This window comes from Nocardia sp. NPDC004168, assembly GCF_040610355.1.
GTDB classification, from domain to species: Bacteria; Actinomycetota; Actinomycetes; order Mycobacteriales; family Mycobacteriaceae; genus Nocardia; species Nocardia sichangensis.
Map to the genome: position 1 here is coordinate 18,303 of NZ_JBEXME010000009.1, position 20,648 is coordinate 38,950.

Sequence of the window (20,648 nt, forward strand, 5' to 3'; positions counted from 1 at the left end):
GCTGGTGCGGGTACCTCACGCGACGCGGCAGCCCGGGCGATCGGGCCGGTAACATCACGCCGAGCGCGACGGATCACCAATCCGAGCGTGCGCCCGCGCTCGGGCGACCTGGTCGCCGTACCGGCCGATAGTGGAGAGTTGATGCCGAGTTCCAACCAAGCGGATTCGCATGCGAGTGAGCCTGCGGTCCGGGTAACGGACGTTCGCAAGTCGTTCGGCGATGTGCACGCACTGCAGGGCGTCAGCTTCGTCGCCGAACGCGCTTCCGTCCTCGGCATCCTGGGGCCGAACGGCGCGGGCAAGACGACCATGGTGAAGGTCCTCTCCACGCTGCTGCGTGCCGACTCCGGCACCGCCGTCGTGGCCGGGTACGACGTGTCGAAGGACCCGGCGGGCGTGCGCCGCTCGATCATGATGACCGGCCAGTACGCGGCGCTGGACGAGAACCTCTCCGGCCGGGAGAACCTCGAGCTGTTCGGCAGACTGATGGGCCTGGGCAAGTCCACGGCCCGCAAGCGCGCCGACACCTTGCTCGAGGAATTCGATCTGGTGAGCGCGGGCCGCCGAGCCGTGCGCCACTACTCGGGCGGCATGCGCCGCCGCGTGGACATCGCCTGCGGGCTGGTGGTGCGTCCCGAGGTGGTGTTCCTGGACGAGCCGACCACGGGCTTGGACCCGCGCAGCAGGCAGGGCGTCTGGGACCTGGTGACCGCACTGAAGACGCAGGGCATCACGGTGCTGCTGACCACGCAGTACCTGGAGGAAGCCGACGTGCTCAGCGACAACATCATCGTGATCGACAAGGGCACGGTGATCGCCGAGGGCACCGCCGACGAACTCAAGGAGAAGACCGGCGGCAGCTACTGCGAGGTCGTCCCGCTGGATCAGAAGAAACTGCGCACCGCCGCGTACGCCCTTGGCGACCTGGTGCCGCCCGCGGTGCTGGCCGACATCGACGGCGGCGACCGGCTGTCCATCCCGGCGCCGGAAGGCGCAGCCACGCTGACCGAGGCGCTGCGCAGGCTCGACAGCGCCGGTGTGGAGCTGGCCGACATCGCGCTGCGCCGCCCTTCGCTCGACGACGTGTTCCTGTCCATCACCGGCCACTCGGGCGGGCGAGCGTGACCGCTGCGACCGCCCCGGAGCACACCGAGGCCGAGGTGACGCTGTTCGCCGAGTTGCCCGCGGCGCGGCTGTCGTCGTTCGCGCAGTGGCGCGCGCTGACCGGCCGCATCGTCCGCACCATGGCGACCAAGGGCGAGCTGATCGTCGCCGCGGTCACGCCGCTGATCTTCACCCTCGGTTTCTATCTGCCGTTGCGCTACGTGATGAAGATCCAGGGCGTCGACTACGCCCAGTACGTCATGCCGATCATCGTGTTGCAGACCATGGCCTTCACCATGATGTCGAACGCGCAGCTGGCCGCGTTCGAGGCGATGACCGGCCTGAGTACCCGACTGCAGACCATGCCGATCGGCACGCTGGTGCCGTTCACCTCGCGCATCTGCGCCGGGCTGGTCCGGTCGGTGACCTCGCTCACCGCCGCGGTGCTGTTCGGGTACCTGATCGGTTTCCGCTTCGTCGCAGGCGTCGGGCAGGCCGTGCTGTTCTGCGCGTTCTCTCTCGCGGTCGGCACGGTGCTCGCGGTCGGCGCCGACGGGCTCGGCAGTCTGACCAAGAGCCCGGAGTCGCTGAGTCAGGCGCTGACGCTGCCGACGCTGATCTTCGGCATGCTCTCCTGCGGGTTCGTGCCGGAACGCAACTTCCCGGAATGGATTCGCCCGTTCGTGCGCAATCAGCCGATCTCCCAGTTCTCCTTCGCGCTGCGCGACATGGCGGCCGACGGCGTGACCTGGCACGTGCTGTGGGTTCCGCTGGTGTGGTTGATCGGGCTGGCGGCGGTGTTCACCCCGTTGGCGATCTGGGCGAGTGTGAGGCGGTCATGAGTTCGGTGGAATCGACCGTGGAGCGCACCGTGCCGCAGACCGAGGTGTTCGAGGGACGCCCGGCCGAACCCCTGCCCGTCGTCCGGACGAGGCCGGAAGGCTCACTGGTCACCTGGGTGGTGCAGAGCCTGATCCAGTGCAAGCGGCTGCTGCAGGTCTGGGCGCGTGATCCGGCGACGACCATCCAGACGCTGGTGTATCCCGCGCTCACCTTGGTGATGTTCTACATCGTGCTGAACAAGCCCGTCTCCGGGGCCACCGGCATGCCCGCCGTGTACGGCACGGTCCCGTTGTTGACGTTGGTCGCGGCGATGTCCGGGGCGGTGGTCAGCGCCCTCGGCTTCAAGACCGAGAAGATGACCGGGCTGCTCGGCCGGTTCTGGACGATGCCGGTGCACCGTGCGGCCGGATTCACCGGGCGGCTGCTCGCCGAGGCGATCCGTGTCCTGGTGACCACGGTGTTCGTCGTCGCGGTCGGTCTGCTGCTCGGTTTCCGCTTCGATCAGGGACCGGTCGCGGCGCTGGCGTTGATCGGCATCCCGGTGCTGTTCGGGGTGGCGTTCGCCGTCCTGGTCACCGCGCTTGCCACCGTGTCCGAGGGCGTGATGCTGGTGAACATCATCGGCATGATCAGCACCTTGCTGATGTTCTTCAACTCGGGTTTCGTTCCGGTTTTCGCCTACCCGATCTGGTTGCAGGACGTGGTGGCGCATCAGCCGATGAGTTGCGCGATCGATGCGATGCGCGGTTTGTCCTACGGCGGTGCGGTCGCCGACCCGCTGCTCGAGACGCTCGCCTGGACGCTCGGCATGATCGTCGTCTTCGCCTACCCGGCGATCAGGGGATACCGGCGGGCCGCGGAAACGGGGCCGTAGCCACCAGCTGTCACCGTGCGCCGGGTTCCGACTATCGGACCCGGCGTTCGGCGTCTTCACGCGGTTCGGCGAACTCGTAATCCAGCCAGCGGTTCCGATTGGCCCAGCCGACCAGGTCGTAACGCCAGCGGAACGGCCAGGTGTGCGCGACCGTGCCGAACAGCACAGCGCCCAGCGCCGTGTAGTCGTCGTGCGCGGACAGCAGGGCGCGCTGACCACGCGGGGTGGCGCTGAAGAACGCGTCGAACATGGCGATGGACTGCTCGGTGGTGAGTCTGCCGAGGCCGTAGAGGCCGCGCATCCGCATCCAATACACCAGCCGTGCGCGCGGCGGCCACAGCGCGGCGATGGGGTCGCGGCCTTCCAACAGCGCGGTGATCGCGGTGTCGACCAGTGCCAGTGAGTCGGCGACGCTGTACCCGGTGCACGGGTGCATCATGCCGCCGCGCGAGCCGAACGCGATCGCGCGCGCCTTGCCGGTGCGTGGCGGCGGCTGGTCGAGTGGATAGTGCGCCGCCTCGCTCGGTTCGTCGCCGGTGAGTCGGATGCCGTGCGCGGCGAGGCGCGCGAGCGTGCGCTTGCGCAGTTCGTGCTGCGGCATGCCGCCCCGGAGGCCGAGACTGGTCTCCTCGAAGATCACCGTGCCGTCGCCGAGCGGCACCGCGTAGAGGAACGACGGCGGCTCGTCCGGGCCCGCGCCGTTCTCCGGCCGCCAGTCCAGCAGCAGGCCCTCGCCTTCGGCGATCATCGGCGCGGCCGCCTCGGCGTCGACGAAGATGCCGTGCGCGCTCGCCCCGCGGCGGCGTCCCAGCGGGGGCAGCCCACGGGTGTCGAACACCGCCGCCGCCCGGTGCACCGCGCCGTCGGCGAGTTCGACCTCGTGCGCGCCCACCCGCGTGGCGCGGCCCGCGACGACGGTGGCGTCATCGAGCGGTAGCACCGCGCGCAGGCCGGGTTTGGACAGCACGCAGTAGGGACGGTCGATGCGATGCTCGGTCTTCGTCCACACTCTGGGCGCCGGGATGGTCGTCGCGACAGCCGTGGACGGCAGCCATTGCGGCAGCTCGTCCACCCAGCAGGAGAAGGTGGGCGGCCACAGCCGTTCGGGGCGGGGGTCGATCGCGGTCACCGACAGCCCCGCGATCATGGCGCGGTGCGCGAGCGCCCGTCCGGTGGGACCGAGCCCGACCACGCACACATCGACTTCCCGGTCCGCGCTGACACCCATAGGGGCATTCAATCCGGTGGGCCGACGGAAGCGCAACTATTCCACGCCTGCGAGCCCAAGGAATTCGGGTCTCGCTATTTCGGAATCGGATCGGTTCGAAACGGTGCGAATTCCGGTGCACGGGCATGCCCCCAGAATCGGTGGCCCAGCAACTTCAGTCGTGAAACGGCTCGGGACAGGCCATAGCCTGAGCTCGGAACGCGAGGCGTTCCGGGATTCGGGATAAGGGGAGTCATGAGAGGGAGCCACCTCCGCCGGTTGCTGCTGTCGGCGGTCGTCGCCGGCGCTGCGGCCGCATCGGCAATGGTCTCGGTGCAGGCCCAGGCCGCGCCTGCGGAGTCTTCTATTGTTTCCGTGCAGGAGCACAGTGCGCGGAACCTGACATTGACGGTGCATTCCGCTGCCATGGATCTCGATATTCCGGTGGAAGTGCAGCGCGCCGCGGACACCAGCGTTCCCCGGCCGGTGCTGTATCTGCTGCTCGGCGCGGCCGGTGGCATCGACGGCTCGACCTGGGCCACGAAGACCGACGCGATGCAATTCCTCGCGGACAAGAACGTGCACGCGGTCACGCCGATCGGCGGCATGTTCAGCTACTACGCGGACTGGGAGAAGGACGACGCCAGGTTGGGGCGCCAGAAGTGGCGGACCTTCCTGAGCCGCGAACTGCCTCCGCTGATCGACTCGTATCTCGGGACCAGCGGGCGCAATGCCCTCGCGGGGTTCTCGATGTCGGGGACCACGACACTCGCGCTCGCCGCGACCACGGGTGACCTGTACTCCGGCGTCGCCGCCTACAGCGGTTGCGCGCAGACCAGCGATCCGGTCGGCCGTGAGTTCGTCCGGCTGACCGTCGAGGAATGGGGTCTCGCGGAACTGGACAACATGTGGGGGCCCGCGGGCGACCCGCAATGGGTGGCCAATGATCCCTACGTGCAGGCGGAGGGATTGCGTGGAAAATCCATCTACATCGCCAGTGGAAATGGCATGCCCGGCGTCTACGACCGATACGGCGGGAAATATTCGCTGAACGGTCCGTGGGGTTTCGCGAATCAGCTCGTCGTCGGCGGTGTGATCGAAGCGGCCACCAATTACTGCTCGCACAACATGAAAGACCGGCTGGACAGCCTCGGAATCCCCGCGCGATACAACTTCCGCCCGGAAGGCACCCATTCCTGGGGCTATTGGGAGGACGCGCTGAAGGATTCGTGGCCGACGCTGGCCGCTCCATTGGGAATCTGATCCGCGGGAATTCGAAATGACTGTTCGCACTCGGGCCGCGCGCGTCGTCGGCCTCATGATGGCCGCTGCCTGTGTGGCGCTGTGCCATGCGCCGACCGCGGCCGCCGCCCCGGAGACACCGGCGCTGGACGGCGCCAACGACTGGGCCTGCAAGCCGACACCGGCGCGACCGGAGCCGGTGGTGCTCGTGCACGGCTCGGGCACCGATATCGGCCGCAGCTTCCCCCTGCTCGCGCCGGCCATCCGGGCCGAGGGACATTGCGTGTTCGCCGCGAATCTCGGCGCCGCGCCGGGTGTCGTCGACGCGGTGAGCGGGCAGACCGGCTCCAGCTCCACCGGCGTCGGGCCGATCGGCGCCGCACTGCTGGGACGTGTCGTCTACGGCGTGGCCGACATCGATCGAATGGCGGGCGAGCTCGCCGAAGTCGTGCGGGCGGTGCGGGAGACGACGGGCGCGAGCCGGGTGGCGCTGGTCGGCCACTCCACCGGCGGCACGGTGATCCGGCAGTATCTGCGCGCCCGCGGCGCGGAGGCGGTGTCCCAAGTGGTGACTCTCGGCACGCCGTATCGCGGCTCGACCTGGGCCGGGTTGCGCGGCAGCTATCCGGACCTGGCCGCGCTCGGCCTGGGCGACGCGCAGATCGCGGCCCAGGTCTTCGGGACTCCGGGCCAGCAGCAGGTGGCCGGGTCACCACTGCTGAACCGGCTGAACACGGGAGGCGAGACCGTGCCCGGTCTCCGGTACACGGCCATCGCCTCCCGCGCCGACCAGGTGATCACGCCGCAGGACACCGCCCTGCTCGCCGCGCCCGGCCCGGCCGACCGCAACGTGTGGCTGCAGGACGGATGTCCTGCCGACGCGGCCGACCACAGCGGCATGCTGGAGGACCCACGCGCCACCGCCGCCGTTCTCTCCGCGCTCGCCGGGGATCGGCGAACGTTGCCCTGCTGAGCGCACCCTGGCCGGACCGGATCACGAAGATGGAGAACCTCGGTGAGTCTCGGCATTACTTGTAGCGGGCTGCGCCGCGAATTCGCCGGAGTCGCGGTGATCGACGACGTGACCTTCCGCGCCCCCGCGGGCCGGGTCACCGCGGTCGTCGGGCCGAACGGCGCGGGCAAGACGACGCTGTTGTCGATGCTCGCCGGTCGGTTGCGGCCACACCGGGGGTGGCTCCGCGTAGAGGACGCGGATCCGAGCGCAGAGCCATGGGTGGTCCGCTCCCGGGTCGGCTGGGTCCCCGACGTGTACGAGAGCAGCGAGACATGGTCGGTCGCGGAGGTCGTGCGGTTCTCCGCGAAGATCGCGGGCCACAGCGCGGACGCGGCCGATGAACTGGTCGATCGGGCAATACATCTCGCGCGTTTGGCGGACTCCGCTTGCACGCCCGTTCTCCGTCTGTCCCGGAGTGATAAGAAGTGGCTCGGCCTGGCCAGAGCGCTGGCCGCGGGTACGACGGCACTCGTACTGGACAACCCGATGGCCGACTTGGACCAGGACGGGCGTCGCTATCTGGCCGGAATGCTGCGGGCTCTCGCGCGCCAGGACATGACGATCGTCGTCTCGGCTTGTCTCGCAGACGATCTCGCCGGATGCGCGGAGCACATCCTGCACCTCGATCAGGGGCGACTCGTCGCGGGCGACGCATCGGTCCCGGCCCCGGGCGAACCACGGACAGCTTTCGCGGGACCGGACGCGCGCGGCTCGCGGAGGCCGGCTACTTCGGTGTGACCCAGGTGGTGATGTCCGCGTGCACCACTTCCAGGCCGTGCTTGTCGTAGATCGACACCGGCACCACCAGCTCGCGCCCCTCGGTGATGCTCGCGAAGTCGGGGATCTCGGCCAGCTTCGCGACGGCCCGCAGCCCGGTCTCGGCTTTCGCCAGATAACGCACGTTCATCGCCTTGGGGATCCATCGGTGCGTCGCGGGCACGGTCGCCTCGCTGAGCATGCCCATCGCGACCTCGGCCAGATTGCACGCCGCGATCGCGTGGAAGGTGCCCAGGTGGTTGTGGATACCGAACCACTTCGGCGACGTGACCTCGCACAACCCCGGTTCGAGCCGGACCACGTTCGGCAACACGGTGCCGAAGTAGGGCACCCGCGCCACCATCCCGAGCGAGAACAGGGCATGCCCCAGCCGGTTGTCCGGCAGCTTTTTCCAGCCGCGATAGGTCACGGTCTCTTTTGCCATGGGCGTATCTTACTCAAAAGTAAGTTCGTGGCCAGCCCCGCCGATTTGAAGTGACTCGCGGGGGTCGTGCATACTGTTCGGGTTGCCCTGCACCGGGCCGTGTCTGTTTCCAGGTGAAACAGCTGGTCGGGCGGGGCGAGCAGTACCCCATCGAGTACCCCGCCGGGTTTCTGGCGTGGGTACGTCCGGGACAGTGTTCCAGGCCTGAGATGCATTGCGATCCGAGGCCGAGGAATGAGCGGACGGGCGACACGCCCGACCGCGTGTACCGGAGAACCATGACAGATGAACAGCGGCGAGGATCGGGCGTGCCCGGTCAGGGTCTCCACTGAGACGTCTTCGTGTGTTCGGGCTGTGCAAATGAGGGTGGTCCAGAGGACTGGTAGAGCCGGGCTTCCGGACCACGAGGAAAGCGGAGAAAAGGACACTTAGCGTGGCGGGACAAAAGATCCGCATCAGGCTCAAGGCCTATGACCACGAGGCGATCGACGCATCGGCGCGCAAGATCGTGGAGACGGTGACCCGCACCGGGGCACGCGTCGTCGGCCCGGTGCCGTTGCCGACCGAGAAGAACGTGTACTGCGTCATCCGTTCGCCGCACAAGTACAAGGACTCGCGCGAGCACTTCGAGATGCGCACGCACAAGCGCCTTATCGACATCCTCGACCCGACGCCGAAGACGGTGGACGCGCTCATGCGCATCGACCTGCCGGCCAGCGTCGACGTCAACATTCAGTGACGGGGACTCGAGACATGACTGACAACAAGAACAGGCCGGCCGCCGGCATCCTGGGCACCAAGCTCGGCATGACCCAGGTCTTCGACGACAACAACCGCGTCGTTCCCGTGACCGTCATCAAGGCCGGGCCGAACGTCGTCACCCAGATCCGCACCGTGGAGCGCGACGGCTACAGCGCCGTTCAGGTCGCCTTCGGCGCCATCGATCCGCGCAAGGTGACCAAGCCGGTCTCCGGCCAGTTCACCAAGGCCGGTGTCACGCCGCGCCGCCACGTCGCCGAGATCCGCGTCGCGGACGCCTCCACCTTCGAGGTCGGCCAGGAGATCAGCGCCGAGGTGTTCGAAGAGGGCAGCTACGTCGACGTCACCGGCACCAGCAAGGGCAAGGGCTTCGCGGGCACCATGAAGCGCCACGGCTTCCGTGGCCAGGGCGCCTCGCACGGTGCGCAGGCCGTGCACCGCCGTCCGGGTTCGATCGGTGGCTGCGCCACCCCCGGCCGCGTGTTCAAGGGCATGCGCATGTCGGGCCGGATGGGTAACGACCGCGTCACCACGCAGAACCTGTCGGTGCACAAGGTCGACGCCGAGAACGGCCTGCTGCTGATCAAGGGAGCGATCCCGGGTCGCAAGGGCGGCGTCGTGATCGTCAAGAGCGCCGTGAAGGGTGGTGCGCACGCATGACGAGCCTCGAGAAGAAGGCCAACCTGACGCTGCCGGTCAAGGAGATCGGCGGCAAGACCAACGGCACCGTCGACCTCCCCGCGGAGATCTTCGACGTGACCGCCAACATCGCGCTGATGCACCAGGTCGTCGTGGCCCAGCAGGCCGCGGCCCGCCAGGGCACGCACGCGACCAAGACCCGTGGCCAGGTCTCCGGCGGCGGCAAGAAGCCGTACCGGCAGAAGGGCACCGGTCGCGCCCGCCAGGGTTCGACCCGCGCGCCGCAGTTCACCGGCGGTGGCACCGTGCACGGCCCGCAGCCGCGCGACTACACCCAGCGCCTGCCCAAGAAGATGAAGGTCGCCGCCCTGCGTGGCGCCCTGTCCGACCGGGCGCGCAACGAGCGCATCCACGTGATCACCGAACTGGTGGCGGGCCAGACCCCGTCCACCAAGACCGCCAAGAGCTTCCTGGCCGAGCTGTCGGACCGCAAGAAGCTCCTGGTCGTGGTCGGCCGCGAGGACGTCGCCGCGTGGAAGAGCGTGGCGAACCTGCAGAACGTGCACCCGATCGCCCCGGACCAGCTCAACACCTACGACGTGCTCAACAGCGACGACGTGGTGTTCAGCGTCGAGGCGCTCAACGCGTTCGTGCACGGCCCGGCCGAGGCTGCACAGGAGGAGAGCAAGTGACCACCATCGCCGACCCCCGCGACATTCTGCTGGCGCCGGTCATCTCCGAGAAGTCCTACGGACTGATCGAGGAAGGCACCTACACCTTCCTGGTGCACCCGGACTCGAACAAGACGCAGATCAAGATCGCCGTGGAGAAGGTCTTCGGTGTGAAGGTGACCAGCGTCAACACCGCCAACCGTCAGGGCAAGCGCAAGCGGACCCGCTTCGGTTACGGCAAGCGCAAGAACACCAAGCGCGCGCTCGTGACCATCTCGGCCGACAGCAAGCCCATCGAGATCTTCGGAGGCCCGGTCGCGTAAGCGCCCGGGAATCCAGAAAGCAGAGAAGAACTCATGGCAATCCGTAAGTACAAGCCGACTACGCCGGGCCGCCGCGGCTCCAGCGTCTCGGACTTCGCCGAGATCACCCGGTCGACCCCGGAGAAGTCGCTGCTGCGCCCGCTGACCAAGTCCGGCGGCCGCAACGCCCACGGCCGGATCACCACCCGGCACCGCGGTGGCGGGCACAAGCGCGCCTACCGTCTGATCGACTTCCGTCGTCTGGACAAGGACGGGATCCCGGCCAAGGTCGCGCACATCGAGTACGACCCGAACCGCACCGCGAACATCGCGCTGCTGCACTTCGTGGACGGCGAGAAGCGCTACATCATCGCCCCCAAGGGCGTGACGCAGGGCACCCGCATCGAGTCCGGCCCGACGGCCGACATCAAGCCGGGTAACAACCTGCCGCTGCGCAACATCCCGACCGGTACCACGATCCACGCGGTGGAGCTGCGTCCGGGCGGCGGCGCCAAGCTGGCCCGCTCGGCGGGCATGAGCATCCAGCTGCTGGGTAAGGAAGGCCCCTACGCCACGCTGCGTATGCCTTCCGGTGAGATCCGTCGCGTCGACGTGCGCTGCCGCGCCACCGTCGGCGAGGTCGGCAACGCCGAGCAGTCGAACATCAACTGGGGCAAGGCCGGCCGCATGCGCTGGAAGGGCCGCCGCCCCACGGTCCGTGGTGTCGTCATGAACCCGGTCGACCACCCGCATGGTGGTGGTGAGGGCAAGACCTCCGGTGGTCGCCACCCGGTCTCGCCCTGGGGTCAGCCGGAAGGCCGCACCCGCAAGCCCAACCGTCCGAGCGACAAGCTCATCGTCCGCCGCCGCAAGACCGGCAAGAAGCGCTGAAGGAGGAGGTAAGAAATGCCACGCAGCCTCAAGAAAGGCCCGTTCGTCGACGACCACCTCCTCGCGAAGGTGGACGTGCAGAACGAGAAGGGCACCAAGCAGGTCATCAAGACCTGGTCGCGTCGTTCGACCATCATCCCCGATTTCATCGGTCACACGTTCGCGGTGCACGACGGCCGCAAGCACGTGCCGGTGTTCATCTCGGACAACATGGTCGGGCACAAGCTCGGTGAGTTCGCGCCGACCAGGACGTTCAAGAGCCACGTCAAGGAAGACCGGAAGAGCAAGCGGCGATGACGACGACTGAGACTCAGAACCCGACTGCGCGCGCGACCGCCAAGCACGTTCGCGTCACCCCGATGAAGGCACGCCGTGTCGTGGACCTGGTCCGCGGCAAGCGTGTCGAGGACGCCCTCGCCCTGCTGAAGTTCGCGCCTCAGGCCGCGAGCGAGCCGGTCGCCAAGGTCGTCGCGAGCGCCGCGGCCAACGCCGAGAACAACCTCGGCCTGAACCCGGCCACGCTGGTGATCTCGACGGCCTACGTCGACGAGGGTGCCACCCTGAAGCGGTTCCAGCCGCGTGCCCAGGGCCGTGCGTTCCGCATCCGCAAGCGCACCAGCCACATCACCATCGAGGTCGAGAGCATCCCCACCGCCGGTGGAGCCACTCGTAACCGCCGGAAGGGAGGGGCAAAGTAAATGGGACAGAAGATCAACCCCCACGGCTTCCGCCTCGGTATCACCACCGACTGGAAGTCACGTTGGTACGCGGACAAGCAGTACGCGGACTACGTGAAGGAAGACGTCGCGATCCGCAAGCTGCTGGCCACCGGCATGGAGCGGGCGGGCATCTCCAAGGTCGAGATCGAGCGCACCCGTGACCGCGTGCGGGTGGACATCCACACCGCGCGTCCGGGCATCGTGATCGGCCGCCGCGGCGCCGAGGCCGACCGCATCCGCGCCGAGCTGGAGAAGCTGACCGGCAAGCAGGTGCAGCTGAACATCCTCGAGGTGAAGAACCCCGAGTCGGATGCGCAGCTGGTCGCTCAGGCCGTCGCCGAGCAGCTGTCCAACCGTGTGGCGTTCCGTCGCGCGATGCGCAAGGCCATCCAGTCGGCCATGCGTTCGCCGAACGTCAAGGGCATCCGTGTGCAGTGCTCGGGCCGCCTCGGCGGCGCCGAAATGTCGCGCTCGGAGTTCTACCGCGAGGGTCGGGTGCCGCTGCACACGCTGCGCGCCGACGTCGACTACGGCCTCTACGAGGCCAGGACCACCTTCGGTCGCATCGGCGTGAAGGTCTGGATCTACAAGGGCGACATCGTCGGTGGCAAGCGTGAGCTGGCCGCCGCTGCCGCCGCGCCCGAGCGTCCGCGCCGGGAGCGGCCGAGCCGCCCGCGTCGGTCCGGTTCCACCGGCACCACCGCGACCAGCACCGAGGCCGGGCGCGCCGCCACCGCGGTGGCCGACGCCCCGGCAGAGACACAGGAGGGCTGACGCATGCTGATGCCTCGCAAGGTGAAGCACCGCAAGCAGCACCACCCGGGCCGTTCCGGTATGGCCAAGGGCGGTACCTCGGTGGCGTTCGGCGAGTTCGGCATCCAGGCGCTGGAGCCGGCGTACGTCACCAACCGGCAGATCGAGTCGGCGCGTATCGCGATGACTCGCCATATCCGCCGTGGCGGCAAGATCTGGATCAACATCTACCCGGATCGCCCGCTGACCAAGAAGCCCGCCGAGACCCGCATGGGTTCCGGTAAGGGTTCGCCGGAGTGGTGGGTCGCGAACGTCAAGCCCGGTCGCGTGATGTTCGAGATGAGCTACCCGAACGAGGAGACCGCTCGTGAGGCCCTGCGCCGCGCGATGCACAAGCTCCCGATGAAGTGCAGGATCGTGACCAGGGAGGAGCAGTTCTGATGGCTACCGGAACACCGGCCGCAGAGCTCCGCGAGCTCACCGAAGAGGAGTTGGTGGCCAAGCTGCGCGACTCCAAGGAAGAGCTGTTCAACCTGCGCTTCCAGATGGCGACGGGTCAGCTGGACAACAACCGTCGTCTGCGCGTCGTCCGTCACGAGATCGCGCGCATCTACACGGTCATGCGTGAGCGCGAGCTCGGTCTGGCCACCGGACCCGCTGGCAAGGGAGATGCCGCATGAGCGACAAAGCAGAAGGGCAGCGCGGCACCCGCAAGGTGCGGGTCGGCTACGTTGTCTCGGACAAGATGAACAAGACGATCGTCGTCGAGCTGGAAGACCGCAACCGGCACCCGCTCTACGGCAAGATCATTCGCACCACCTCGAAGGTGAAGGCGCACGACGAGAACGAGGTCGCAGGCATCGGCGACCGCGTTCAGCTGATGGAGACCCGTCCGTTGTCGGCCACCAAGCGCTGGCGTCTGGTCGAGGTCCTGGAGAAGGCCAAGTAGGCCTCTCCGGCACGGCGTGAAACCCGAAGGCCCGCTTTCCGTTCTCGGAGGCGGGCCTTCGCCGTATCCGGGCGCGTCCGAGGAATTCCCTTGCCGTCCATCCTGCATGGGTACTGTCGTGTTGCGGGTGGCGATCGAGCAAACCGGCGGACTCCTGGCCTGACCGGAACTGCGATAGGTCGCGCCGACGGCGGATGCGGAGGATGAGCGGTGGGGAATGTGAGTCGACCTGACCAGACCTACGATCGAGCGCTGCTGCGGGAACATCTGCTGAAAACGCGGATAGCGGGTGATGTCGCGACGCCTCGGGAGGGGAATCTCGCGAACTATCGCAAGATGGTGTCGAAGGACCCTGGGTATCAGTTCGGGCTGACGCTGAAGGATTGGACCTTCGCCGAGACGCTGGAGATGATGGCGCGTCTGTGCGGGGTCAGCCCCGACCCGCGGCATGTGCGGGGTCCGGACACCATCGACGTCGACCTGACGCTCGACGCGCTCGACGCGATGGGAGCGCGGATCGGGCTCGCCGCTCGTCGTCGCGAGACGGTGATCCTGGCGACCGGGCATCCGGACACACTCATGGGCGTCTATCGCGCTGTCGAGGACGCGTTACGCGCGGCAGGATGCGTGGTGCTCGTGCCGGCTGCCGGGTGGTCCTATCGGGTCACCACGCCATGGGGCCCGCAGCATCGCGAGATCCTCTACACCTCGGGAGTTGCCGCGCTGGGCACCGACGGCACGCTGCGACACACTCATGATCCGCATCCGATGCGGGCGGCCCTGCGGGAGTTGCGCGAGGCCGAAACCGGCCAATGGCCCGACCTGGTCGTCGCCGACCACGGCTGGGCCGGGGCGGCAGGGGAGGCGGGCATCGATACCGTGGGATTCGCCGACAGCAACGACCCCGCACTGTTCGCCGGGCGAGCGGAGGGGAAGATCGCGGTCACGGTGCCCCTCGATGACGGAGTCCATCCCGACTACTACGGTCCGCTGACCGCTTATCTGCTCGGCCAGGCCGGACTTACCGGCTGAGGTCACCCCGGTGCCGTGTGTCGCGCACGATGGTTTCCAGATCCGACTGCGCTGGACGCCAGGGTAATTCGGCCATAGCCTTGGTGGGGTCGCTGATCAGGGCGGCCGGTTCGGGCATCGGTGGCCTATGGATCAGCTGAATTCGACGTCCGGTCCGCCGCTCGACCGCGGCCACGACGTCGAGAATGCTGCTGCCGCGGCCGCTGCCGATGAGGAAGCGCCGGAATTCGCCTTTCGGCGGTATGTTCTCGATACACGCGACGAAAGCCGCTGCGGCGTCGTCGATATGCAGATAGTCGCGGACAGCGCTGCCGTCGCCGTTGACTTTCAGAGCCGAGCCGTTCCTCGCGGCGGCGAATGCTCGGGGAATCAAGCGCGTCGGATCGGGATCCGCGCCGCCGGCCACGTTCATCAAGCGCAGCACGGTAGCGGACAAGCGACCGGTGCCCGCCTGCGCGCTGATCGCCCACTCGGCGGCCAGCTTGCTCGCCGCGTACGGGTGCGGGGGCGCATCGGGTAGACGCTCTGTCATCGGCTGTCGTTCGGGAGTTCCGTATATCGAGCCGGTCGAAGCGAAGACGAGCCGCGATATTCCGGCGGCGGCCATGGCGTCCAGCAACGCGACGGTCCCGCCGGTATTGACGCGGAAGTACCGCAGCGGATCGGCCGCCGACTCGCGCGCCCGAGTAAGCCCACCGAGATGGCACACCGCCTCCACGCCGTCCACAGTTTTCCGAAGCCCGTCCTCATCCAGCAGGTCGGCGACGCGAGTCGTCACCCGCGGAGGCGAGCCGCTGTCGCGAACCATCGCGATCGGCTCGTGCCCGGCTCCGGCCAGCAGTCCTACGACCGCCTGGCCCAGATAGCCGTTCGCTCCGGTAACGAGAACGCGCACACCGTGATGGTATGGCTTGAACCATGCGATCGCCGGAGGACGGAGAGGCGATGCGCGGTGCGCAAGCGCAGCAGATCGATTAGCTGAGCGAAGGCTCGCCGCGCCAGGTCGGGCGGTCAGGCGGTTAGGTCTTGCGCTATACGTATACATCTACTTATAGTGAGACGACGGCCCGTACTTTCTGGGAGCATCGAATCCGTACCGGTGGAGGCGGATTCGGGGTGGGCCGGTCGACGGTAGACGCATGCCCGCATGCGCACTGATCTATGAAACGGGGAAATCATGACCACTGATCCGAACAACCTGAGCGGCGTGGACACTGCCGAAAAGCAGGCCTGCGGCGTCACCATCGTGAAGGAATCGGCCGAGCCGGGCGACGTGGACGACCTGCGTCAAATCGTGTTGCGCGTGGGTCCGGGCGGCGGGCGTCAGCAGCGGTTCTTCGGCAGACTGCTCGGCGAATCCCGCGAATACGGCAAGGTCGGGATGACCGTAGTGCGGGTCTACGTGAGCCGGAAAGGCAAATTCGTGGTGCACCGCCGGGAATCGGACTGGCGCGAAATGTCCGTCGCGATCGACTGGACCGAATGGAAGAATTGGCGCGAGCTGCTGCGGCCCGGCAGCGGCGAGCGCGAGTGGGGTGACTACACGGTGGAGATCGTGGACTCGCCCGCCGAGTTGCGGGGCCGGATTCCGGAGCACATCTACCGGACTGTCGTCGACGTGGCCGAGCACCCGAACTCGCAGGACCTGCAGATCTGAGATACCGCCGCTTTTCCATATCCGGAAAGGATCTATTCGCAGATGTTCGCACGACTGGGGGCCGTGGTCGTCCACAATCCGTGGAAGGTGATCGGCCTGTGGGTGCTGCTCGCCATCGCGGTGGTGGCCGCGGCGCCGGAACTGAAATCCACCACAGACCAATCAGCTTTTCTGCCTTCGCATTACGAGTCCATTCAGGCGTTGGAATTGCAGCAGAAGGCTTTCCCGGACAGCTCCGCTCCCGCGGCGATCATCGTGTTCGCCCGGAAGGACGGCACGCCGTTGACCGGTGCGGACGCCGCTTCGGTCGTCTCGATCGGCAATGAGCTGCGCGACGCGCAGGTCAAGGACGTCATCGGGATGCAACCGACGCCGCCGTCGGAGAACCGCCTGGTCCAGATCATCGCGGTGCAGATGACGAAGGTGACGAATCCGAACGACACCACCCAAGGCGACGCGGTCAAGGCGCTGCGCAAGGAGCTGACCGAGCGCGTCGCGAACACCGAGCTGAAGGCGGGCATCACCGGCCAGGCGGCGCAGATGCTGGATCAGCGGGAATCGGGCGACAAGGGGCTGGCCATCGTCGGTATCGCCACCGTCGTGCTGATCCTGGTGCTGTTGCTGGTCATCTTCCGCAGCCCGGTGATCGCGTTGCTGCCGATCGTCGTGATCGGCGCGATCTCCAGCATGGTGAGTGGGTTGATCGCCGTGGTGGCCAAGGCCTTCGACTTGCAGATCGACGCATCGATCAATGCCATTCTGGTCGTGGTGCTGTTCGGTGTCGGCACCGACTACATCCTGTTCCTGATGTTCCGCTATCGCGAGCGGTTGCGCGCGGGCGAGGATTCGAAGACCGCCATGGTCAACGCCGTCACCCGGGTGGGTGAGGCGATCACGTCCGCGGCGGGCGCGGTGATCATCGCGTTCATGGCGCTGGTGCTGTCCACGCTCGGCATGTTCCGCGCCATGGGCCCGGCGCTGGCGATCGCGGTGGCGGTCGCGCTGGCGGCGGGGCTGACGCTGGTGCCGGCGGTGGTCTCGCTGCTGGGCACCAAGGTGTTCTGGCCGTCCAAGGCGTGGCGCATCGAACCGAAGGGCGCGCGATTCACCGCGATCGGCAATGCGCTCGGCCGGCGGCCCGCTGTGTTCGCCGCGGTCTCCGGCGGTTTGCTGGTCGTGCTCGGGATCTTCGCCTTGGGTTTCCACCCCACGTTCGACCTCAGCTCGGGCCAAACTTCGGAGGCCGCCGAATCCGTTGTCTACAGCAAGGAATTGGTCAAGGGCCTGCCCGCGGGGACGACCCAGCCTTCGGACGTCCTGTTGCAGTCCGGCGGTGGTGAATTGGCCGTCGATCAACTCGCCGCCTACCGCGCCGCGCTGGCCGCGGTGCCGGGAGTGGGACAGGTGGGGGAGCCGAAGTTGTCCGCGGACAAGTCGATCGCCGACTTCGCGGTGACGCTCTCCGCCGCGCCGGAGTCGGACGCCGCGCTGGACACCGTCAAGGGACCGTTGCGCGATGTCGCGCATTCCGCGGCGCCCGCCGGTGCTACCGCCGCCGTCGGTGGTCTGACCTCGGTATTCGTCGACTTCCAGGAGGCGATGGCGCGTGATTACGCGATCGTGTTCCCGGTGGCGGCGATCCTGATCATGATCGTGCTGGGGTTGCTGCTGCGTAGCCTGGTCGCGCCGTGGTACCTGATGGCCTCGGTGTTCCTCGGCTTCGCCGCCACGCTGGGTGCCGCGGTGCTGGTGTTCCAGCACTTCCGGGGCGAGACCGGCCTGATCTTCACGCTCCCGGTGATCATGTACCTGTTCGTGGTCGCGCTGGGCACCGACTACAACATCCTCATGGTCGCCCGGTTGCGGGAAGAAGCGCGCGAGGGCAACGAACCGAAACAGGCCGCGGCGCTGGCCCTGCGGCACACCGGCCCCACCATCGCGGCGGCCGGGGTGATTCTGGCGGGCACCTTCGCATCGATGATGCTGGCGGGCAACAACGTTCTCGCACAGATGGGCTTCGCCATCTCGGTGGGCATCGCGATCGCGGCCTTCGTCATGGCGATGTTCTTCACGCCCGCGCTCACGGCGCTCGTCGGCCACAAGGCGTGGTGGCCGGGGCACGGGGACGAGAAGCCCGATGGCTCTGGACCGGAGTCTCGCGAGGTCGTCGGGACTTCGGTCGGCGAGAGCTGAGCGGGACCGGAACTCGCGGACACCGCGGATGAGTGAACCGGAATAGAGCTGTGCGCCCGATTCATCGGGCGCACAGCCTTTTCCGCACAAAGAACGCACGTCGTGACCGGACGGTCACCGGGGCGCGGGAAACTCCGTGCGTGCGGTCCAGACCCTGTCCGGTGCCGCCACGCTCGATACTCATGCCAAGGCGGCCGAATAACCGCCGCTCACGGGTGATGCGGCCGCATTACCCGCAGGAGTCTCGCTACCTCCGACGACGCCCCTTCTCGTCCAGCTCTCTCTGAACGCCGCGCGTCCCGCGGCCGCGTCCAGGGCTCTGAGAGCGGCCTCACGTTCCTGCTCGGCCGCCGCCCGCGCCTCGGCCGCTGACCAACCGCACTACGTCGCGTGGTCGGCCGTGGCTATGGTTTCGTACGAGACTCAAATCTTGACGTTTGCCCACTTCGCGAACGTGGCCAGGGAGTCGGTTCCGCGCCGGGTATTGGCGAGCACGCGGACGGTCTCGTGGACCTGGGGGTGGTTGCGTGTCAGCTCCGGTGCGATCCGGCGCGCCTGGTCGAGACTGGCGAGGGCACGCTGCTTGTCGCCGTGGAGTAACCACGCGCGGGATACGTCGATCCAGTGATGTCCAGCGCGGGATGGCGTGACCGATGCCGGTAGCCGAATCTGCTCGGCGCGTGCGACGGCGGTTGTGCCATCGCACAACTCGACCGGGACGGCGACGGAGTGAATAGCGACGTTCGGCAGATGGAACCCGGTTCCGTGCTCCTGATACCGGTCGGAGTTGATCGACTCGCCGATCCGGCGCTCTTCTCGAAGATGCGTGTCGGCGGTGTCGGCGTCGAGCGCACGGGCAGACAGTATCGACGCCCGCAGGTGCAACGCGCCCCGCACCGCGAGTACTTCCGGCGTCGCAGGTAGTTGCTCACTGGCTGCGTGTGCGCGCTCGATGATCCGCAGTCCACCGGCATACGCGCCGGAGTACAGCAGGATCAGCGCGCGATGGTATTCCGCCGCGATCGGCCACACGGGGTCAGCGCTGCGTTCGGCGGCCAGTCCGGCGAGGTCGAGGTAGCCGTAGCGGTAGGTGATCGATGACGCACTGTTGTATGCGTAGGCGAGCGTCGAATAGATCCTCTCCAAACGGTGCCCGGATGGCTCGTCAGCGGCAAGCGAGTGCAAACCGTGTATTACGTCCGGCAGTTCGGCGGTGTGGTCGCCGTACCGGCCGCGTCGTCTGCTCGCCTGTACCCGATGCAGTGCCGTGGTCAGCTGTTCCAGGGTGGTCGGCGCATTCAGTGGTTCGTCGTTGAACGCCAGAATTTTTCGGCGCAGCTCGCGGATGGTGGCATGCGCTCCGGCATCGTCGCGCGCCGGGATGTAGGGCTGCCCGGTCAGATCCTCGATGGCGAGCGCGGCGTGCGCCGCGCGCCGGACGAATGGCGGAAACCATGAGCGCCGTATTCGGATACCTTCAGCCCGGTTGGAAGAATTCGAGCATTCTCCGGCTGGCGTCCGGCGATGTCAGGAGTTCCTGTATCCGTGCGGACATCCTGGCGGCGGTGCTGGTGCGTTCGAACATCTCGCGTTCGTATTCTTCTACGGCGGAGGGAAAGTCGTCCCGGTGCGCGGCCAGTGCGAGGCCGAGCACGGCGCCGTCGAGCAGCGCCATGTTGGCGCCCTCGCCCACCGGCGGCATCAGGTGCGCGGCGTCGCCGAGCAGCGTGACGTCCGGCCTCGACGGCCAGGTCAGGCCGATCGGGAGACTGGTGATCGACCGCGGCACGACCGTATTGTCGCAGGCCGCGATCAGCGCGGTGAATCGTGCGTCCCAGCCGGGGAGCAGGTCGATCAGCCGCGCCCGGGCGGCGGCCGGGTCGTCGAACGGGATCCCGGTGGTAGCGAACCAGTCCTCGCCGGTGTTGTAGAAGCTGAGGCCGATGCGAACCCGGCCGTCGCCGTTGCGCTGCGCCGCCAGGGACAGTCCGTTGCCGAGCACCCAGTAGTTGCCGCGGCCGACCATCGCCGCGAGGTCGGGATGGGTGCGGTCGATGTCGGGAATGCCGAGCTCGACGACGTTCTGGCCGATATGCGCCGGGCGGGCGTCGGTGAGCAGCGCGCGGACCCGGGACTGTGCGCCGTCCGCGCCGACCAGCAGGTCATACGTCGCAGTGCTGCCGTCGGCGAAGTGGAGTAGGCCGTTGTCGGCGGATTCGAACGCGTGCCCCCAGCGCACCACGCCTTCGGGAAGGGAATCCAGCAGCAGGTTGCGCAGATCGGCGCGGTCGACCTCGGGTCGATCGAGCGGGGCGTCGTCGGGGGTGTCCTCCTGGAGCAGCAGGGTGCCGTCCGGCTCGAGCAGGCGCATGTCTTGGCCTTCACCACGGGCGATCGAGTGGAACTGGTCGATCAGTCCGGCCTCACGCAGCGCCCGCTGGCCGGAGTGGATGTCGAGCATGCCGCCCTGGCCGCGAGCCTCGCGCGAGGCTTCGCGTTCGTACACGACGGCCTCGATGCCGTTCACGTGCAGCACCCGGGCAAGGGCCAGGCCGCCGAGTCCGGCTCCGACGATGGTGATGGTCATGACTGCCTCC

The 20,648-nt window shown here is 67.7% G+C and carries 26 protein-coding genes; 21 read left to right on the plus strand and 5 right to left on the minus strand.

Features of this window, described 5'->3' with window-relative positions:
• Positions 1–141: 141 nt before the first annotated feature.
• The 3 genes from ABZW96_RS18285 to ABZW96_RS18295 are packed head-to-tail and all read left to right on the plus strand — an operon-like array spanning position 142 to position 2,821.
• The gene (locus tag ABZW96_RS18285) at positions 142–1,125 is read left to right on the plus strand and encodes an ATP-binding cassette domain-containing protein (RefSeq protein WP_355076010.1); all 984 of its coding nucleotides are present in this window, start codon (positions 142–144) and stop codon (positions 1,123–1,125) included.
• Between the two features lie 35 nt (positions 1,126–1,160).
• Complete coding sequence (locus ABZW96_RS18290) at positions 1,161–1,946, plus strand: ABC transporter permease (protein WP_355076316.1); 786 nt, start codon at positions 1,161–1,163, stop codon at positions 1,944–1,946.
• Complete coding sequence (locus ABZW96_RS18295; RefSeq protein WP_355076012.1) at positions 1,943–2,821, plus strand: ABC transporter permease; 879 nt, start codon at positions 1,943–1,945, stop codon at positions 2,819–2,821. The genes ABZW96_RS18290 and ABZW96_RS18295 overlap by 4 nt, the downstream gene beginning before the upstream one ends.
• A 31-nt stretch (positions 2,822–2,852) precedes the next feature.
• Here the strand turns inward: ABZW96_RS18295 and ABZW96_RS18300 are convergent, their stop codons facing one another.
• Positions 2,853–4,049 (minus strand): lycopene cyclase family protein, encoded by a 1,197-nt coding sequence (locus tag ABZW96_RS18300; protein ID WP_355076014.1) that lies wholly within the window; start codon positions 4,047–4,049, stop codon positions 2,853–2,855.
• A 234-nt stretch (positions 4,050–4,283) separates the two neighbouring features.
• Here ABZW96_RS18300 and ABZW96_RS18305 point away from each other — a divergent pair, with 234 nt between their 5' ends.
• The 3 genes from ABZW96_RS18305 to ABZW96_RS18315 are packed head-to-tail and all read left to right on the plus strand — an operon-like array spanning position 4,284 to position 7,023.
• Positions 4,284–5,291, plus strand: coding sequence for an alpha/beta hydrolase family protein (locus ABZW96_RS18305; protein ID WP_355076016.1), 1,008 nt, complete (start codon positions 4,284–4,286; stop codon positions 5,289–5,291).
• 16 nt (positions 5,292–5,307) lie between these two features.
• Positions 5,308–6,243, plus strand: a complete 936-nt coding sequence (locus tag ABZW96_RS18310; RefSeq protein ID WP_355076018.1) for an alpha/beta fold hydrolase — start codon at positions 5,308–5,310, stop codon at positions 6,241–6,243.
• Between the two features lie 42 nt (positions 6,244–6,285).
• Positions 6,286–7,023: an ABC transporter ATP-binding protein gene (locus tag ABZW96_RS18315; protein ID WP_355076020.1), complete on the plus strand. Its 738-nt coding sequence runs from the start codon at positions 6,286–6,288 to the stop codon at positions 7,021–7,023.
• On the opposite strand, the gene ABZW96_RS18320 is transcribed toward ABZW96_RS18315, so the two are convergent.
• The gene (locus ABZW96_RS18320) at positions 7,010–7,486 is read right to left on the minus strand and encodes a hotdog fold domain-containing protein (RefSeq protein ID WP_355076022.1); all 477 of its coding nucleotides are present in this window, start codon (positions 7,484–7,486) and stop codon (positions 7,010–7,012) included. The two genes, ABZW96_RS18315 and ABZW96_RS18320, sit on opposite strands and share 14 nt — an antisense overlap.
• A 433-nt stretch (positions 7,487–7,919) precedes the next feature.
• Here ABZW96_RS18320 and rpsJ point away from each other — a divergent pair, with 433 nt between their 5' ends.
• From rpsJ to ABZW96_RS18380, 12 genes are all read left to right on the plus strand, one after another.
• A complete protein-coding gene (gene rpsJ, locus ABZW96_RS18325; protein WP_003938093.1) occupies positions 7,920–8,225 on the plus strand; it encodes a 30S ribosomal protein S10 in 306 nt (101 codons plus the stop codon).
• Positions 8,226–8,239: 14 nt separating this feature from the next.
• Positions 8,240–8,905: a 50S ribosomal protein L3 gene (gene rplC / locus ABZW96_RS18330; RefSeq protein WP_355076024.1), complete on the plus strand. Its 666-nt coding sequence runs from the start codon at positions 8,240–8,242 to the stop codon at positions 8,903–8,905.
• Positions 8,902–9,576, plus strand: a complete 675-nt coding sequence (gene rplD / locus ABZW96_RS18335) for a 50S ribosomal protein L4 (protein WP_039795438.1) — start codon at positions 8,902–8,904, stop codon at positions 9,574–9,576. Before rplC ends, rplD begins: the two co-directional genes overlap by 4 nt.
• Positions 9,573–9,878 (plus strand): 50S ribosomal protein L23, encoded by a 306-nt coding sequence (rplW, locus tag ABZW96_RS18340; protein WP_011207266.1) that lies wholly within the window; start codon positions 9,573–9,575, stop codon positions 9,876–9,878. The genes rplD and rplW overlap by 4 nt, the downstream gene beginning before the upstream one ends.
• A 33-nt stretch (positions 9,879–9,911) precedes the next feature.
• The gene (gene rplB, locus ABZW96_RS18345; protein ID WP_039795441.1) at positions 9,912–10,748 is read left to right on the plus strand and encodes a 50S ribosomal protein L2; all 837 of its coding nucleotides are present in this window, start codon (positions 9,912–9,914) and stop codon (positions 10,746–10,748) included.
• A gap of 15 nt (positions 10,749–10,763) precedes the next feature.
• Positions 10,764–11,045, plus strand: a complete 282-nt coding sequence (gene rpsS / locus ABZW96_RS18350; RefSeq protein ID WP_014981659.1) for a 30S ribosomal protein S19 — start codon at positions 10,764–10,766, stop codon at positions 11,043–11,045.
• Positions 11,042–11,446, plus strand: a complete 405-nt coding sequence (gene rplV / locus ABZW96_RS18355; protein ID WP_039795443.1) for a 50S ribosomal protein L22 — start codon at positions 11,042–11,044, stop codon at positions 11,444–11,446. Before rpsS ends, rplV begins: the two co-directional genes overlap by 4 nt.
• Entirely contained in the window at positions 11,447–12,241 is a 795-nt protein-coding gene (gene rpsC, locus ABZW96_RS18360; RefSeq protein WP_039795445.1) for a 30S ribosomal protein S3, read from the plus strand.
• A 3-nt stretch (positions 12,242–12,244) separates the two neighbouring features.
• Positions 12,245–12,661 carry a 50S ribosomal protein L16 gene (rplP, locus tag ABZW96_RS18365; protein ID WP_040864842.1) on the plus strand — a complete coding sequence of 139 codons (417 nt, stop codon included), beginning with the start codon at positions 12,245–12,247 and terminating at the stop codon, positions 12,659–12,661.
• Entirely contained in the window at positions 12,661–12,900 is a 240-nt protein-coding gene (gene rpmC, locus ABZW96_RS18370; protein ID WP_040864843.1) for a 50S ribosomal protein L29, read from the plus strand. The genes rplP and rpmC overlap by 1 nt, the downstream gene beginning before the upstream one ends.
• Positions 12,897–13,169: a 30S ribosomal protein S17 gene (rpsQ, locus tag ABZW96_RS18375; RefSeq protein WP_355076029.1), complete on the plus strand. Its 273-nt coding sequence runs from the start codon at positions 12,897–12,899 to the stop codon at positions 13,167–13,169. The genes rpmC and rpsQ overlap by 4 nt, the downstream gene beginning before the upstream one ends.
• A 219-nt stretch (positions 13,170–13,388) precedes the next feature.
• Positions 13,389–14,201 carry a phosphatase gene (locus tag ABZW96_RS18380; protein ID WP_355076031.1) on the plus strand — a complete coding sequence of 271 codons (813 nt, stop codon included), beginning with the start codon at positions 13,389–13,391 and terminating at the stop codon, positions 14,199–14,201.
• Here ABZW96_RS18380 and ABZW96_RS18385 read toward each other — a convergent pair.
• Entirely contained in the window at positions 14,191–15,096 is a 906-nt protein-coding gene (locus ABZW96_RS18385; RefSeq protein ID WP_355076033.1) for an NAD-dependent epimerase/dehydratase family protein, read from the minus strand. The genes ABZW96_RS18380 and ABZW96_RS18385 overlap by 11 nt on opposite strands.
• Before the next feature lie 282 nt (positions 15,097–15,378).
• Here ABZW96_RS18385 and ABZW96_RS18390 point away from each other — a divergent pair, with 282 nt between their 5' ends.
• On the plus strand, positions 15,379–15,858 hold the full coding sequence (locus ABZW96_RS18390) for an EXLDI protein (protein ID WP_355076035.1): 480 nt from the start codon (positions 15,379–15,381) through the stop codon (positions 15,856–15,858).
• A 42-nt stretch (positions 15,859–15,900) separates the two neighbouring features.
• Entirely contained in the window at positions 15,901–18,051 is a 2,151-nt protein-coding gene (locus tag ABZW96_RS18395; RefSeq protein ID WP_355076037.1) for an MMPL family transporter, read from the plus strand.
• Positions 18,052–18,474: 423 nt separating this feature from the next.
• Here the strand turns inward: ABZW96_RS18395 and ABZW96_RS18400 are convergent, their stop codons facing one another.
• On the minus strand, positions 18,475–19,197 hold the full coding sequence (locus ABZW96_RS18400; protein ID WP_355076039.1) for a hypothetical protein: 723 nt from the start codon (positions 19,195–19,197) through the stop codon (positions 18,475–18,477).
• Positions 19,198–19,200: 3 nt separating this feature from the next.
• On the opposite strand from ABZW96_RS18400, the gene ABZW96_RS18405 reads away from it, so the two are divergent.
• A complete protein-coding gene (locus ABZW96_RS18405; RefSeq protein ID WP_355076041.1) occupies positions 19,201–19,509 on the plus strand; it encodes a hypothetical protein in 309 nt (102 codons plus the stop codon).
• Between the two features lie 19 nt (positions 19,510–19,528).
• Here the strand turns inward: ABZW96_RS18405 and ABZW96_RS18410 are convergent, their stop codons facing one another.
• Positions 19,529–20,638, minus strand: a complete 1,110-nt coding sequence (locus ABZW96_RS18410) for an FAD-dependent monooxygenase (protein ID WP_355076043.1) — start codon at positions 20,636–20,638, stop codon at positions 19,529–19,531.
• Positions 20,639–20,648: the final 10 nt, after the last annotated feature.

What these genes read in the sequence shown, in the direction of transcription:
- ABZW96_RS18390 (WP_355076035.1), top strand. Translation starts at nt 15,379, where the DNA reads ATGACCACTGATCCGAACAACCTGAGCGGCGTGGACACTGCCGAAAAG.
- rplV (WP_039795443.1), top strand. Translation starts at nt 11,042, where the DNA reads ATGACGACGACTGAGACTCAGAACCCGACTGCGCGCGCGACCGCCAAG.
- ABZW96_RS18285 (WP_355076010.1), top strand. Translation starts at nt 142, where the DNA reads ATGCCGAGTTCCAACCAAGCGGATTCGCATGCGAGTGAGCCTGCGGTC.
- rplC (WP_355076024.1), top strand. Translation starts at nt 8,240, where the DNA reads ATGACTGACAACAAGAACAGGCCGGCCGCCGGCATCCTGGGCACCAAG.
- ABZW96_RS18410 (WP_355076043.1), bottom strand. Translation starts at nt 20,638, where the DNA reads ATGACCATCACCATCGTCGGAGCCGGACTCGGCGGCCTGGCCCTTGCC.
- ABZW96_RS18310 (WP_355076018.1), top strand. Translation starts at nt 5,308, where the DNA reads ATGACTGTTCGCACTCGGGCCGCGCGCGTCGTCGGCCTCATGATGGCC.
- ABZW96_RS18300 (WP_355076014.1), bottom strand. Translation starts at nt 4,049, where the DNA reads ATGGGTGTCAGCGCGGACCGGGAAGTCGATGTGTGCGTGGTCGGGCTC.
- rplP (WP_040864842.1), top strand. Translation starts at nt 12,245, where the DNA reads ATGCTGATGCCTCGCAAGGTGAAGCACCGCAAGCAGCACCACCCGGGC.
- ABZW96_RS18395 (WP_355076037.1), top strand. Translation starts at nt 15,901, where the DNA reads ATGTTCGCACGACTGGGGGCCGTGGTCGTCCACAATCCGTGGAAGGTG.
- ABZW96_RS18305 (WP_355076016.1), top strand. Translation starts at nt 4,284, where the DNA reads ATGAGAGGGAGCCACCTCCGCCGGTTGCTGCTGTCGGCGGTCGTCGCC.
- rplB (WP_039795441.1), top strand. Translation starts at nt 9,912, where the DNA reads ATGGCAATCCGTAAGTACAAGCCGACTACGCCGGGCCGCCGCGGCTCC.
- rplD (WP_039795438.1), top strand. Translation starts at nt 8,902, where the DNA reads ATGACGAGCCTCGAGAAGAAGGCCAACCTGACGCTGCCGGTCAAGGAG.
- ABZW96_RS18320 (WP_355076022.1), bottom strand. Translation starts at nt 7,486, where the DNA reads ATGGCAAAAGAGACCGTGACCTATCGCGGCTGGAAAAAGCTGCCGGAC.
- rpsS (WP_014981659.1), top strand. Translation starts at nt 10,764, where the DNA reads ATGCCACGCAGCCTCAAGAAAGGCCCGTTCGTCGACGACCACCTCCTC.
- rpmC (WP_040864843.1), top strand. Translation starts at nt 12,661, where the DNA reads ATGGCTACCGGAACACCGGCCGCAGAGCTCCGCGAGCTCACCGAAGAG.
- rpsC (WP_039795445.1), top strand. Translation starts at nt 11,447, where the DNA reads ATGGGACAGAAGATCAACCCCCACGGCTTCCGCCTCGGTATCACCACC.
- ABZW96_RS18295 (WP_355076012.1), top strand. Translation starts at nt 1,943, where the DNA reads ATGAGTTCGGTGGAATCGACCGTGGAGCGCACCGTGCCGCAGACCGAG.
- rpsQ (WP_355076029.1), top strand. Translation starts at nt 12,897, where the DNA reads ATGAGCGACAAAGCAGAAGGGCAGCGCGGCACCCGCAAGGTGCGGGTC.